This is a genomic window from Pseudoalteromonas sp. SCSIO 43095 (genome assembly GCF_023650455.1).
In the GTDB taxonomy this organism is placed as follows: domain Bacteria; phylum Pseudomonadota; class Gammaproteobacteria; order Enterobacterales; family Alteromonadaceae; genus Pseudoalteromonas; species Pseudoalteromonas tetraodonis.
The window spans coordinates 115052-127948 of sequence record NZ_CP087996.1; the positions used below are offsets into that span (position 1 = coordinate 115052).

At 39.5% G+C, this 12897-nt stretch carries 15 protein-coding genes; 9 read left to right on the forward strand and 6 right to left on the reverse strand.

Annotated features, from left to right (window positions below; translation table 11 throughout):
- The first annotated feature begins 46 nt into the window (after positions 1–46).
- The 3 genes from LOC50_RS14910 to LOC50_RS14920 all read left to right on the forward strand — a co-directional run bounded on the left by LOC50_RS14910 (position 47) and on the right by LOC50_RS14920 (position 1504).
- Positions 47–241: a YwbE family protein gene (locus LOC50_RS14910; RefSeq protein ID WP_008468098.1), complete on the forward strand. Its 195-nt coding sequence runs from the start codon at positions 47–49 to the stop codon at positions 239–241.
- Positions 238–756 (forward strand): DUF4240 domain-containing protein, encoded by a 519-nt coding sequence (locus tag LOC50_RS14915; protein WP_024601008.1) that lies wholly within the window; start codon positions 238–240, stop codon positions 754–756. The genes LOC50_RS14910 and LOC50_RS14915 overlap by 4 nt, the downstream gene beginning before the upstream one ends.
- A gap of 292 nt (positions 757–1048) precedes the next feature.
- Positions 1049–1504 carry a hypothetical protein gene (locus LOC50_RS14920; protein ID WP_036984033.1) on the forward strand — a complete coding sequence of 152 codons (456 nt, stop codon included), beginning with the start codon at positions 1049–1051 and terminating at the stop codon, positions 1502–1504.
- Here the strand turns inward: LOC50_RS14920 and LOC50_RS14925 are convergent.
- From LOC50_RS14925 to LOC50_RS14935, 3 genes are all read right to left on the reverse strand, one after another.
- On the reverse strand, positions 1501–2757 hold the full coding sequence (locus LOC50_RS14925; RefSeq protein WP_248532296.1) for a Y-family DNA polymerase: 1257 nt from the start codon (positions 2755–2757) through the stop codon (positions 1501–1503). The two genes, LOC50_RS14920 and LOC50_RS14925, sit on opposite strands and share 4 nt — an antisense overlap.
- On the reverse strand, positions 2745–3158 hold the full coding sequence (locus tag LOC50_RS14930; RefSeq protein ID WP_250654093.1) for a LexA family protein: 414 nt from the start codon (positions 3156–3158) through the stop codon (positions 2745–2747). The genes LOC50_RS14925 and LOC50_RS14930 overlap by 13 nt, the downstream gene beginning before the upstream one ends.
- 81 nt (positions 3159–3239) lie before the next feature.
- Positions 3240–3659 (reverse strand): MarR family winged helix-turn-helix transcriptional regulator, encoded by a 420-nt coding sequence (locus LOC50_RS14935; RefSeq protein ID WP_036984035.1) that lies wholly within the window; start codon positions 3657–3659, stop codon positions 3240–3242.
- Between the two features lie 102 nt (positions 3660–3761).
- On the opposite strand from LOC50_RS14935, the gene LOC50_RS14940 reads away from it, so the two are divergent.
- The 3 genes from LOC50_RS14940 (at position 3762) to LOC50_RS14950 (ending at position 6867) form a co-directional block, all read left to right on the forward strand.
- Entirely contained in the window at positions 3762–4508 is a 747-nt protein-coding gene (locus tag LOC50_RS14940; RefSeq protein ID WP_250654094.1) for a siderophore-interacting protein, read from the forward strand.
- A 146-nt stretch (positions 4509–4654) separates the two neighbouring features.
- Entirely contained in the window at positions 4655–5647 is a 993-nt protein-coding gene (locus LOC50_RS14945) for an LLM class flavin-dependent oxidoreductase (RefSeq protein ID WP_036984037.1), read from the forward strand.
- A gap of 224 nt (positions 5648–5871) precedes the next feature.
- Positions 5872–6867, forward strand: a complete 996-nt coding sequence (locus tag LOC50_RS14950; RefSeq protein WP_069439753.1) for a patatin-like phospholipase family protein — start codon at positions 5872–5874, stop codon at positions 6865–6867.
- A gap of 72 nt (positions 6868–6939) precedes the next feature.
- Here LOC50_RS14950 and LOC50_RS14955 read toward each other — a convergent pair whose 3' ends face one another.
- The 3 genes from LOC50_RS14955 to LOC50_RS14965 form a co-directional block, all read right to left on the reverse strand.
- Positions 6940–7797 carry a DMT family transporter gene (locus tag LOC50_RS14955; RefSeq protein WP_250654095.1) on the reverse strand — a complete coding sequence of 286 codons (858 nt, stop codon included), beginning with the start codon at positions 7795–7797 and terminating at the stop codon, positions 6940–6942.
- A 150-nt stretch (positions 7798–7947) separates the two neighbouring features.
- Entirely contained in the window at positions 7948–8658 is a 711-nt protein-coding gene (locus LOC50_RS14960; protein ID WP_069439755.1) for an AraC family transcriptional regulator, read from the reverse strand.
- A gap of 75 nt (positions 8659–8733) precedes the next feature.
- Entirely contained in the window at positions 8734–9165 is a 432-nt protein-coding gene (locus LOC50_RS14965; protein WP_069439756.1) for an Lrp/AsnC family transcriptional regulator, read from the reverse strand.
- Between the two features lie 164 nt (positions 9166–9329).
- Here LOC50_RS14965 and ocd point away from each other — a divergent pair, with 164 nt between their 5' ends.
- From ocd to LOC50_RS14980, 3 genes are all read left to right on the forward strand, one after another.
- Positions 9330–10412, forward strand: coding sequence for an ornithine cyclodeaminase (gene ocd, locus LOC50_RS14970; protein ID WP_248474654.1), 1083 nt, complete (start codon positions 9330–9332; stop codon positions 10410–10412).
- Entirely contained in the window at positions 10409–11320 is a 912-nt protein-coding gene (gene ctlX / locus LOC50_RS14975) for a citrulline utilization hydrolase CtlX (RefSeq protein ID WP_069439758.1), read from the forward strand. Before ocd ends, ctlX begins: the two co-directional genes overlap by 4 nt.
- Before the next feature lie 126 nt (positions 11321–11446).
- Positions 11447–12853, forward strand: coding sequence for an alanine/glycine:cation symporter family protein (locus LOC50_RS14980; protein WP_248474652.1), 1407 nt, complete (start codon positions 11447–11449; stop codon positions 12851–12853).
- The last annotated feature ends 44 nt before the right edge of the window (positions 12854–12897 follow it).

The following is a 12897-nucleotide window of genomic DNA, read 5'->3' on the forward strand; positions in this document are numbered from 1 at the left end:
TTATTAAGCAGGCTATAATCCCCAAAAATAGCAAAAGAGATTATATATGGCTGTTCCAACACGTTCACAAATAACACCCGGCACTGAGGTTAATATTGTGCTTAAACAAGATCAACGCAGTGGTACTTTAACCAATGGTATAGTGTCGCGTTTATTAACTAAGTCACCTAATCATCCGCACGGTATTAAAGTACAGTTAGAAGATGGTCAAGTAGGTCGGGTAAAAGAGATCATTGCATGAGCGATTTAACCTTAACTGATTTTTGGCGATTGGTAACGGTAAATGACAGAACCGCAGAGCCTGAGTCTGTATGCCAATCCCTTAAGGCTGCATTGAGTGATTTATCCGACGAGCAGCTAATTGAATTTGATAAACAGTTTAGTATTTGTATGCGCCAAAGTTATACTTGGGATTTATTTGGTGCGGCGTTTGTAATGGCTGGTTGTAATGATGAATATGGTTTTTCTGAATTTCGTTGTTGGCTCATTTCTCGGGGGGAAGCGGTATTTAAAGCCGCACTAGAAAACCCAGATAGTCTAGCTCAGTGCACACCACTTTATTTTTTAAACGAGCAACCTTACCCGTACTTAGATGAGTATGACCTAATTGCAGGTTTGTTATATGAAGAACGTAATGACGATGAGTTACCGTTTATCCCATCAGGGCTTGAGCAACCTAAAGGTAAGCGCTTTAAAGACAAGCCTAAGTTTTTAAAACAAAATTACCCGCAATTATTTGCTAAGTATTGGCAGTAATCGCCCACTTTTGACTATGAATGCATTACTTTGGGTTAGGGGTAATGCATTTTACGTTGCTTAGATTTTGATCCAGCTTGCGCTATTATTCACATCCTCTTATTTCACTAACTAAACTGTTTTAAAATGTAATCGTATTTGCTGTGAGCTACGTATTTTTAAATACAGTTTAAAGACGTGTTTATGGTATAACGACTTCACATCTTTTATAGTAAATCTCTGTTATAGTTAGAAATAGCTAAGCATAGTCACAGTGCTTGATCATATTTGATACACGAGGATAGAGCCTATAATGAAATTTTTCACCCTGGTTTTACTTATCATAAGCCTTTTTAGCTGTTATGCAGTGGCAGGCCCAAGTAATAAAACTCGCTTTATTCCGCTGTTACAAACTAAGCTGGGTAATTACGAAGTGACCTCCAGTAATTCTGGGTTATGTACTAATAGCCGATTACAATTTAATAACCCTGAAGATCCTGGGCAAGGTTTTAGCTTAGGCAAAGAGATTTTGTTTAACTCCTTACACAATGGTACTCGTACCATTGAAAAACCAAATTATTGTTTTATTACCAGCTCGCTAAAATATAAAACAGATGGCCTAGAAAATAGCTTACGTATGAGCCGCTGTGATAATCCTATCCATGAAGGAACGATCAAACAAAGCATTACTTTTTTAACCAGCAATACGCTTAAATACACATTGGACAATCCAAGTGTAGAATGTGAATTTATTAAAGTTGCCGACTAACACTGTATTTTTGGAATATCACGCCAACGAGTCGTGTATTGCGGCGATAAAAAAGCCCTGTTCATATGCCAATGATCATTTAATTGGCTGCTCGCCACGCTAAGCATTCCTTTACCGTATCTATGATTAATAGCATCTAAACAGTTCATTAACTGCGGGTTATCGGTTTGCTTATCAAATAAATGATGTTGTTGAAACTGCTGTGGGCTGAGCTCTAATGCGCCCACACCACATTTATAAAATCGAATTCCCGGTTGATATATTTGCTCAAAACTCTTTGATACCGCATTGGCCATAACGCGGGTATCGTTAGTGGGCGGATCAAATTGATACATAACTGACTTTTTATAAAAGGCGTGTTCATGTGATGAGCTGGCAGCAAAAATATAAATACGATGAGTTAGCGACTGTTGAGCTCTTAATTTTTGTGCAACTACACTAGCATGATTTATTAGGGCGGTTTTAACTGCATCGGGGTCGCAAAGTCGCTGACCAAAACTACGTGTTGAAAAAATAGCTTGTTTATCTTGGCGTACATCATCCCAGTTTAAACAGGTAATGCCGTTGAGCTCGTTAATTGTGCGCTCAAGCACCACACTAAATTGGCGACGAATAGTTTTTGGGCTTTGCTCAGCCAGTTGCCACGCGGTATGAATGTCCATGAGAGCCAGCTTTTTAGCTAAACGTTTGCCCACCCCCCAAACATCTTGGCATTGCATTCGTTGTAAAATAGTGCGGCGACTTACTTCATCGTCAATCACTGCAACACCATTAAAGCCAGTTAGTTTTTTAGCTGCATGGTTAGCGGCTTTGGCTAAGGTCGGTGTTGGGCCAAAGCCAACCCCAACAGGGAGTTTGGTTTCGCGCCATACAGTACGCCTAATTAGTTGCCCGTATGCTTGCCAATCGTTAATTAAAGGTTGATAACCATTAAAGTGTAAAAACGATTCATCGATACTGTAAACATGCTGGGTGTCACAAAAGCGGCCAATTACACTCATCATCCGGTCGCTTAAATTAGCGTACAGTTCATAGTTACTAGAGCGTACAACCACATTGTTTTGTTCTAGTAACTGCTTAACTTTAAAGTAAGGGCCAAATTTAGGAATATTAAGCTTACGCGCAATTGGGCAGACCGCACACACACAGCCGTCGTTATTGGTAAGCACCACTACCGGCTTTGAGCGAATGGCGGGATCAAATACCTTTTCAGCACTGGCGTAAAAAGCAACGGCATCAACTAAGGCATACATGAAAGTAACTCAGGGCTTTGGTGATGCAGCCTAATAGAGCGAGTTACCACACCTTCAAGCTGAAACTCATCTGACTCAGTTAATTGCACCGGCTTATAAGCAGAAGAGGCTGATAGCAAGCGTGCATTGGTCTTATCAAGCAGCTTACACACAAATAAACCATTTAAGTTAGCCACAATAACATCGCCATCTTTTGGTATTTCAGCCCGGTCAACCAACAGTAAGTCGCCCTCAAAAATACCAATTTCTTGCATAGAGCACCCAGACGCTATCCCAATAAACGTGGCATCAGGGTGCTTTATTAATAACTCATCAAGTGAAACGCCAAGCTCTGTATATTGTGCTGCAGGTGACTCAAATCCGCATACACCGGCCTCTATATAAATGGGAATAACAAACATAACACAACCTAAAACGAATATACTGTATAAGTGTACAGTATATTCGTTTTATATAAGTTATGCCAAGTAATGGATCTGCGATCAATCCATATTTTTGATCATTTGCTGAGCTGTATCTAAGAAGTCATTGATTTGCTGTGGGTTTAAGTTTTTACACATTTGCGCATTTACATACTGCTCAGCGTTTAATAATTTGTTGTAAAGCGTGCACCCTTGTGCGGTAAACGACAGAATAAAACAACGCTTGTCATGCTCACTGGCATTTTTATGAATTAAGTTTAGCGCGAGCAGTTCTTTCACTAATCGTGCTATTTGGGCTTTGTCGCGTTGGGTTTGATTCACAATATCGTTAGCAGTGCACTGAGGTGTCGCTGCAATAATATGCAGACAACGCACATGCATCGCGTTTAATCCAAGCTCACCAGCATTAATGGCTTCGCGTATGGTAACGCGATAACTTTGCATTAAAGCAAATAATGTATTGGCCAATGAAGAGTTCATAATAAATCCATAATAGTTGACAAAGTCAATTAAGTCACTATAGTTGATTTTATCAACCAATGGGGCGTTGTGCAATTCATCATTTTAGTGAGGTAAATTTACATGGGTAAAAAAGTACGCAAAGCAACCGTATTAAGCACAAAGCAAATAACCCCACATTTACAACGCATTATTGTCGGCTCATATGAGTTTAACGACCTGAGTGAGCAATACATTGGTAACTACGTTAAGGTGCTTATTCCACAAAATGGCCGCGTTGACTTTAATATTAAAACTACGTGTATGCGTTCATACACTATAAGGCATGTTGATGAGCACACTGGTGCACTTACCCTCGACTTTGTGATAAATATGCACCAAGGCCCAGCCACTAATTGGGCTAAAGAAGCAAAAGTAGGCGATGAAGTGGGTATAGCAGGGCCAGGCCCTAAAAAGTTGGATAACTATGATCATTCATATTACCTATTACTTGGCGATTTAACTTCGGTTAATGCAATTAAAGGCTACGTGCAACAATTGACTATAAACGCAAAAATTGACGCGATTATTCATGCACCAACAAAAGATGATGTGATTAGCTTAGACTCCTCGCGTGATATAACTTGGTTAATAACAAATAACCCCGATACAGATATGATAAACGCATTAAAATCGCTACCACTTAGTGAGCAACAACCTATTGTATTTATGGCACTTGAAGCCGGATTAGTCCGTAAAGCAAAAACCATATTAACTGATGAATTAGATATACCGCGCAGTCAAATTGTTGCATCGGGCTATTGGAAAAAAGGGCTTGATTCAGAGGCGTATAAACTAAAGCGTCAACACGCTGCTGCTAAAAATAGCTAACTTAATTGTTGTTCAGTCACATTGCTATTTAGCTTTTAAAAGGCAAGGCGCCTTGAATTGACTGTAATGTCCCCCCATCTCTTACCGTAGACTCATTATTTATGGTTAACGCGCCATAAATCGCTATTTAATTTGGAGGTGCTACTTTGTTATCAACCATTCCTTTTTCGTTATTAGAACTGGCGCCTATGCCTAAAGGTGCCACTGTGAGTGACACCTTAAATAAAAGTACAGCCTATGCGCAAAAAGCTGAGGAACTCGGTTTTAATCGTTTTTGGTTAGCCGAGCATCATAATATGCCTGGGATTGTTTGTGCGGCTACTTCAATTTTGGTGGGGCACATAGCCGGTCACACAAAAAAAATACGCGTAGGGTCGGGTGGAATTATGTTACCTAATCATGCTCCTTTAGTTGTTGCTGAGCAATTTGGCACCTTAGAAAGTTTATACCCAGGTCGAATTGATTTAGGGTTAGGGCGCGCCCCAGGTAGCGATCCTGTGACAAGTCGTGCATTAAATAACGATATCAGCCGTGCTGAAAACTTTCCTAATGAAGTGAGCGAGTTACAAACATTATTGGGCCCTTATGAGGGAACTAAGCGCGTGCGAGCAATACCTGGTGAAAACACCAATGTTCCCATTTGGCTTTTAGGTTCAAGTTTATTTAGTGCGCAGTTAGCTGCACAAAAAGGATTACCCTATGTATTTGCGGGGCACTTTGCACCGCGTTTTGTGCATGATGCAGTAGCCTTGTATAAACGAGAATTTAAACCATCAAGTGTATTAGCTAAGCCTTATGTCATGTTGGCATTACCTTTAGTGGCTGCCGATACAGATGAAGAAGCACAGTACTTATCAACTACATCTAAGCAGCGAGTGTTATCGTTAATTAGAGGCGACGAGTTGTGGTTAAAACCTCCAGTAGAAACAATGGAAGGTTTGTGGAGCGAACAAGAGCGCGCTCATGTTGAGAGCTTTTTAGGGTTAAGTGTTACCGGTGGGCCAGCCAGTATTAAACACAAGTTAGAAATGATCGTAAATCAATTAGGGGTCGATGAGCTTATATTCACCAATGACTTATTTGATAATGAAAAACGCCATAAGGCGCTTGAAATTTTAATGCAAATAAAACACGGATAAGCAATTGGTTAAGCAAGCGTACACTCAACGCTTGTTATGCTATTAAACAGATTAAAGTTGATTACGTCGGGGCCATTTTACATTATTTTAAAAAGTGGCAATGAAAAAGCTTGTTCTGTTTTTTCAATAGAACTGATTTAAACAATCAATTTTAATTATGAATATTGAGCGATTATTATAAGGGTATGCAACACAATTCAGCTAAATAAATAGGAAGGTAAAGCGTGAAATCTCAAAACAGTACGACACCCCATTCATGCAACGATTCAGTGCAGCCAAAAGTAGCGCTGATAGCAGAAGGTGGCGGACAACGAGGGATATTTACCGCGGGTGTACTCGATGCTTGGTTGGAGCAAGAGTATGATCCATTTGACTTGTTTATTGGCACATCTGCAGGCTCTCAAAACTTAACGAGCTATTTGGCACGTCAAAAAGGCTATGCTAAACGCCTGATCAGAGGCCTTTCGCGTCATAAACGTTTTTTTCAATTAGGTCGCGGCCTAATGGGCAAACATATTGTTGACCTAGATTGGTACTTTGATAAAACTACCGAAGTGAACAGAGCGCTTGATTTTAAAACCGCAAAAGCCAGTTTAGGTGACCGTGAGCTATTAATTACCGCAACTAATGCCCGTGATCGCAAACCTTATTTTTTATCCCCAACAGGGGAAGGCCAACAATGGCGAGAACTATTAAAAGCGTCAAGTGCACTGCCATTTTTATATAAGCAAGGTGTAAAATTGACGCCGTGGTTAAATGCATTAGCCGCAAATGAATTAGGTAAAACCGAGATACAGTCAGAGTCTGATTTTTACTTAGACGGTGGCCTTGCCGCACCGCTTCCTGTACGCGAAGCCTATAATCGTGGCGCACGCAAAATTGTGGTTATACGCACCGTTGATGAAGCTTTTCAGGCTCAATCAGCATGGATAAGTAAATTAAAATCATTTGTTGAAGTATCTGGCTATTGCCCAAAAACAATAGATTACTTATTACAACATGAGCAAGCCTACGAAGATGAGTTAGCATTTATTGCTAACCCACCAAAAGATGTAGAAATAATCCAAATTTTTGCAAATCAAAAGCTTTATAGTAAGTTATTAGGCAGCTCAAATGATGACTTACGATTTGACTATAAACTTGGTTTAGCAGCAGGCCATAACTACTTAAAAAACCATCACCCAGCTCAAGATGATTATAAACACAGCTACATAGCGTAGCTGTATATTAACGCTTAAACTTAAATTACCACTTAAGTTTAAGCGTTGGTAAAATACCTCGGAAAATTAAAACTATGCTTTTTTTAAACTTATCGATGGCTTTTTATTGCTAATCGTCGCCCCTAATAAAATAAGTACTAAAGCTATAAATACTGACCAACTAAAGGGAGCCTGCGAGGCGAGTATTAAAATAAAGGTAGAGAGCACCGGCGTTAAAAAACTCAATGAGGCTAATAGCGATCGGTTACCGAACTTTAAACCATGATCCCATAAATAAAATGCACCACCCACTGGGCCTAATCCCAATAAAATAGCACCTAGCCATTGTGAGACAGACAATCTAATAACGGTTGTTTCAAAATAAAAATGTGCAAAAAGGGCAAGCACTGCCACAATAAGTGAAAGCCAGCCTATGTCATCTACATGGCTATCAAATTGCGACATTAAATAAGAATAACTAGACCACAGTACCGCGCAGCAACCTGCAAAAAAATACCCTAAGTAATACTCACTATTGATAGATAATCCACTGCCATCGGTAATTAAACTAAGCGTACCTAAAAACCCCAATAATCCGCCCAATATTGCTTTAAATTTAGACCCTGGGGTAGCCACAAATACACCCAGTAATAATGGCCAAAGATACACTATTAAACTTACCTCAATTAAAGGGCCGTATTTTAAAGCCATAAAATAACAAAAGTGAAAACCAAATAAGCCAGTAACACCTATTATAAGTTGTTTTTTAGAAAGCTTAGGAGGGGTTAATAATGGCTGTTTTGAAGCAAAACGTTTTACTAATAAAATAATAAAAGAGAGTGCAAAGCACATAAAAAGTAACTGAAAAGCCGGGAGTGCTTTGGATAAATTACCCAGTAAAGCTAAAAGCCCCCACGAAAATATTGCTAAAAAACCTATGTATGTTGCCATTAATTACCCTCCGTAAATACTATTTACTAAGTGTATCAGTTGAGGCTTTTAAAAATGTGCTAAAAAGACGGTGCTATTGTTTGTTATGACGCAATTTAACCTAAGTTATGCTTAAGCTTGATTTATTATCTCGTGTTTAGATTATCTACATTACTGCTTTGCAAATGCTTTAGGTGGCTGCCCAAAGTATAAATTAAACCGGCGGCTAAACGCAGAGGCATCGTTATAACCAATGCGCTCGCCTACTAAAGCAATCGGTAAGTCTGAATGGGTTAAAAGGGCGCGAGCCTGCTGCATTCGCAACATAGTTAAATATTGCAGTGCACTCATAGTGGTACTTTTTTTAAATACAGTTTTAAATTGCGTAACGCTTAAACAGGCTATATCAGCCAGCTCTTTTAACGTGTAGGGGTACGCTAAATTTTGCTTAACAATGGTTATTACATTATCTATTCGCTTATCAATATTACTGTGGCTACTTTGCTCACAAAGTAATAAGTAAAATAAATCAAAGGTTGAACTAGTAAGCTTGTCGTCGTTAACAAAAAGCAATTGCTGCTCTATAAATTGTAAGTAACTTAATAAACGGCTATCTATTGAGATTTTAGGGCATAAAAGATGAATAAGGTTTTGAGGTAGCGCGTCTAAATCTGCCACAATAAAACGCGCGGATTCATCGGCCGTAAAGGCATGCACCACGTTTTTCTCTATAATGATACAACTACCCGTACTAACCGTTGTTTTAAAGTCATTATTTAATGTTATGTGTATTTCACCGTATAGGGGTAACACGAGTTGATGGTAATTATGCTGGTGGCGCTTTATATCTTGCGAATAATACCGAATAGAAAGCTTATTCATTGCGTACTCCAATATCTAATACATAAACCGAGTATTGCCTAAAATACTTTTAGTAAAACATAGCGTTAATAAACCCTAAGTAGATGATAATAATATACTGGTTTCGCTATTTAAAATGCCTTCTATTTCGCGTACTTGCCTGAGTATGCCATCAAACTCACCTAAATTTGCCGCCTGTATTTCAGCCACTAAATCCCAAGCGCCATTGGTGGTATGTAACTTTGTTAGCTCGGGTATACCGCGCATGGCTTTAATTACCTGCGATGTAGATTTACCAACCACTTCCACCATCATTATTGCTCTTACCGCTTCGGTTTCTATGTGTTCGTGTACACGCACCGTAAAGCCTAATATAGCACCCGATGAAACCAAACGGTCTAAGCGGTTTTGTACCGTCCCGCGCGACACTTTTAAAACATCAGCTAAAGCAGAAATAGAAGCACGGCCATCTTTTCTTAATTCAGCTATTAACGCGTTATCTAATGAGTCGTAAATATAAGGGGTCATAAAAAGTCTCGCTATTTTTCGATACAAATTACTAAATTTGCACATTAAAGCATAGCAAAATGATAAAAAATAATATCATTTGTATAAAATATTGGCATTTTAACTGGCATCTGTAGTCGATAAACTTATTTCAATTAGTTCATATTTTTATTACAGAGGTATACATGAGTCACTTTATCGTACAGCCAAAACAAGGTGTTCCATTTGTTAGCGTACAGGCAATGGCTAAACTTATAAATAAAGTAGGCATAGAAAATGTGCTATTAGAGCTCACCCAAAAATTAAAGCAAGACTTTGCTCGCTGGCACGAATTTGATAAATCACCACGTTATGCAGCGCACTCTCCTGATGGCGTAATAGAGCTTATGCCCGTAAGCGATGGCAAAATGTTTAGCTGTAAATATGTAAATGGCCACCCAAAAAACACCTTTAAGGAGCTTCAAACCGTCGCGGCCTTTGGTATTTTATCGGATGTTGATAGTGGCTATCCGGTTATGATCAGTGAAATGTGTTTACTGACTGCACTACGTACCGCAGCTACATCAGCATTGGTGGCTAAATACTTGGCACCTAAAAATTCAACAACGCTGACATTAATTGGTAATGGTGCACAGTCTGAGTTTCAGGCACTCGCTTTTAAAGCCGTATTAGGTATTACTCACATTCGCTTATACGATATTGATAAAAATGCCTCACAAAAAGCCTACAACAATTTAATTGACTATGGCTTAAATGTAACTCTATGCAATAGCGCAGAAGAAGCCGTGCAAGGCGCGCACATTATTACCACCTGCACAGCCGATAAAAAAAATGCCACTATTTTAACCAGCGATATGATCCCCCAGGGCGTGCATTTAAATGCCATTGGTGGCGATTGCCCTGGTAAAACAGAGCTTGATTCACAATTATTAGCGCGCGCAAATGTGTTTGTAGAGTACGAACCGCAAACCAGAATAGAGGGCGAAATACAGCAAATGAGCGATACCTTTGCCGTAACAGAGTTTCATAAAGTAATTAATAAACAAGCACCTGGGCGTACAAGTAACAACGAGCTTACTATTTTTGATGGGGTAGGTTTTGCAAGCGAAGACTTTACCGCGCTGGTGTATATTAAAGACGCGCTGGTGGCTGCTGGTGAGTTTGAACTACTTGATTTAATTACACAACAAGCCGATCCCCGTAATCTATTTTCGGTACTAAATACGGCTGATACACCTAGCATAACCAAGCAAGAGCAAGTGGCATGAGTTATATAAAGCAAGCACCAAGCGCTGTGGTTATGGTGCGACCGCATCACTTTACATCTAACCCACAAACTATGTTAGACAACACGTTTCAAAGCACCTGTAACTCAAAAAATCAGGGGCAGCTCGCTTTTGACGAAGTTACTAATGCGGTTAAATTATTACAAAACGAAGGCGTCACTGTTCATTTATTTGAAGATGAGCATACACACACGCCGGACTCAGTGTTTCCTAATAACTGGTTTTCAACACATCAAAGTGGTGAGCTAGTTGTTTATCCAATGTATGCAGAAAACAGAAGATTAGAATATCGAAAAGATATTATTGATTTTTTGACTAATCACTATAAAGTGTCATCTCTGACTGATTATTCATTTTTAGTGAAAGAAAATGCATTTTTAGAAGGCACCGGGTCGCTTGTTATTGATCACCCACATAAGCTTGCTTATGCAGTAGAATCTAAGCGCACTACAAAAACTGTGGTAGATACAGTGTGTGAAAAACTTAAGCTCAAACCTGTTGTATTTAATGCTTATGACGAACAAGGCACTGCGATTTATCATACTAATGTATTAATGTGTGTAGCAACAGAGTTTGCCATGATCAGCCTAGATATGGTGCCAATAAGTCAGCATAAACAATTAACTAGCCATTTTTTACAAAGCCATTTAGAAGTTATCAACTTAACAAATGAGCAAATAAATAGCTTTTGCGGCAACGCAATAGAGCTACAAGGTACAAATGGCCGTATTTTAGCACTCTCACAAACGGCGTTTAATGCACTTACAACCGAACAAAAAGCAGCAATACAACAAACAGCTAAACTTGTTTCGTTACCTATACCAACCATAGAGTCGGCGGGAGGTTCGGTTAGATGCATGATTGCTGGCATACACCTGAAAAGTAAATAACCTACCACTAAGTCTACATATTTAAGGCAGCTAAGCTGCCTTAATCTATGGCTAACATGCATAATAAAATGCCTCACACTCTAAAAAGTTTGAGTAAAAACATAATAAATATAAAAGGATTAGCCCATGTTCGATACCGTTGTAAAAAGTGTAAATGGCCTACTATGGGGAGACGGTCAAATACTGATTTACATACTACTGTTTGCAGGTATATGGTTTTCGGTACGGTTAAAAGCAATTCAACTAATAAAATTTAAACACATGTTTAGCCTTTTAAAAGGCAGTAGCAAGTGTAAAAAAAACGACATTTCATCATTTCAGGCATTATGTACCGGGCTATGTGCACGAGTAGGTACAGGTAATTTAGCTGGGGTAGCCGTTGCCATATCACTAGGCGGAAGCGGCGCCATATTTTGGATGTGGGTTATTGCCATACTTGGCATGGCAACCGGCTTTGCCGAAAGTGTATTAGGACAGGTGTATAAAGTACGCGATAGTAGTGGCGAGTTTAGAGGCGGCCCCGCATATTATATTCAGCAAGGTTTAGGCAGCCGTGCCTTTGCCATTGTGTTTGCCGCGTGTTTATTTTTAGGTTACGGCTTTACCTTTAGCGCCATGCAAACCAACACCATTACAGACGCACTTAACTATGCATTTGAAGTACCTACCTTTTACTCTGGTTTAGTTATTACTGTATTAGCAGGCTCAATTATACTTGGCGGCTTTAAAGCAATAGCTCGCTTTGCTGAACGTGTAGTGCCATTAATGGGCATATTATTTGTTGCCGCCGCCGTAATTATAACGCTTATAAATTTACCGCAAGTACCTGCCATGCTCAAAGATGTGTTTTTATCAGCGTTTGGCCTGCAAGAAGCCGGCGCAGGTGCAATGGGCGCAGCCATTAAAAATGGTATTCAACGTGGTTTATACTCTAACGAAGCCGGCGCGGGGAGTGTGCCCCATGCTGCAGCAAGCGCAAGCCCGATTCCTAATCACCCAGTAACACAAGGCTATATACAAATGCTTGGTGTATTTTTTGACACCATTGTACTTTGTAGCTGTACAGCCGTTGTTATTTTATTAGCAGATATAGATATTAGCGGCGAAATGGAAGGCATACGTTTAACGCAAAGCGCCATGACCGCACACTTAGCACAAGGCGGCGTATATTTTGTTGCGGCAGCCATTACCTTATTTGCTTTTACCTCGGTGGTGGCCAACTACGCTTACGCCGAAAGTAACCTGCATTTATTTAAGCTCGACAACAAAGTAGGGCGCACAATTTATACATTACTTTATTTATCAATGATGCTTTGGGGCGCATCGGCATCATTAAAAGAAGTCTGGGACTTAGCCGATATTGCATTAGGGTTAATGACAGTGGTTAACGTAATCGCTATTATATTGCTCACGCCAACTATTTTGTCTGTTACTAACGACTACCACACACAAAGAGACAAAGGCATAGAGCCAGAGTTTAAGGTAAAAAACGTAAAAGTGCAGGGCGAATGTGAAGACGGAATTTGGGATTAAAATTAAAGTTTAAAAGTTTTATATTGCATAAGTATTCACTTTTA

Excerpts from the sequence above, each read along its gene's own strand:
- LOC50_RS14910 (WP_008468098.1), top strand. The coding sequence starts at position 47 with ATGGCTGTTCCAACACGTTCACAAATAACACCCGGCACTGAGGTTAAT.
- LOC50_RS14915 (WP_024601008.1), top strand. The coding sequence starts at position 238 with ATGAGCGATTTAACCTTAACTGATTTTTGGCGATTGGTAACGGTAAAT.
- LOC50_RS14920 (WP_036984033.1), top strand. The coding sequence starts at position 1,049 with ATGAAATTTTTCACCCTGGTTTTACTTATCATAAGCCTTTTTAGCTGT.
- LOC50_RS14925 (WP_248532296.1), bottom strand. The coding sequence starts at position 2,757 with ATGTATGCCTTAGTTGATGCCGTTGCTTTTTACGCCAGTGCTGAAAAG.
- LOC50_RS14930 (WP_250654093.1), bottom strand. The coding sequence starts at position 3,158 with ATGTTTGTTATTCCCATTTATATAGAGGCCGGTGTATGCGGATTTGAG.
- LOC50_RS14935 (WP_036984035.1), bottom strand. The coding sequence starts at position 3,659 with ATGAACTCTTCATTGGCCAATACATTATTTGCTTTAATGCAAAGTTAT.
- LOC50_RS14940 (WP_250654094.1), top strand. The coding sequence starts at position 3,762 with ATGGGTAAAAAAGTACGCAAAGCAACCGTATTAAGCACAAAGCAAATA.
- LOC50_RS14955 (WP_250654095.1), bottom strand. The coding sequence starts at position 7,797 with ATGGCAACATACATAGGTTTTTTAGCAATATTTTCGTGGGGGCTTTTA.
- LOC50_RS14960 (WP_069439755.1), bottom strand. The coding sequence starts at position 8,658 with ATGAATAAGCTTTCTATTCGGTATTATTCGCAAGATATAAAGCGCCAC.
- LOC50_RS14965 (WP_069439756.1), bottom strand. The coding sequence starts at position 9,165 with ATGACCCCTTATATTTACGACTCATTAGATAACGCGTTAATAGCTGAA.
- ocd (WP_248474654.1), top strand. The coding sequence starts at position 9,330 with ATGAGTCACTTTATCGTACAGCCAAAACAAGGTGTTCCATTTGTTAGC.
- ctlX (WP_069439758.1), top strand. The coding sequence starts at position 10,409 with ATGAGTTATATAAAGCAAGCACCAAGCGCTGTGGTTATGGTGCGACCG.
- LOC50_RS14980 (WP_248474652.1), top strand. The coding sequence starts at position 11,447 with ATGTTCGATACCGTTGTAAAAAGTGTAAATGGCCTACTATGGGGAGAC.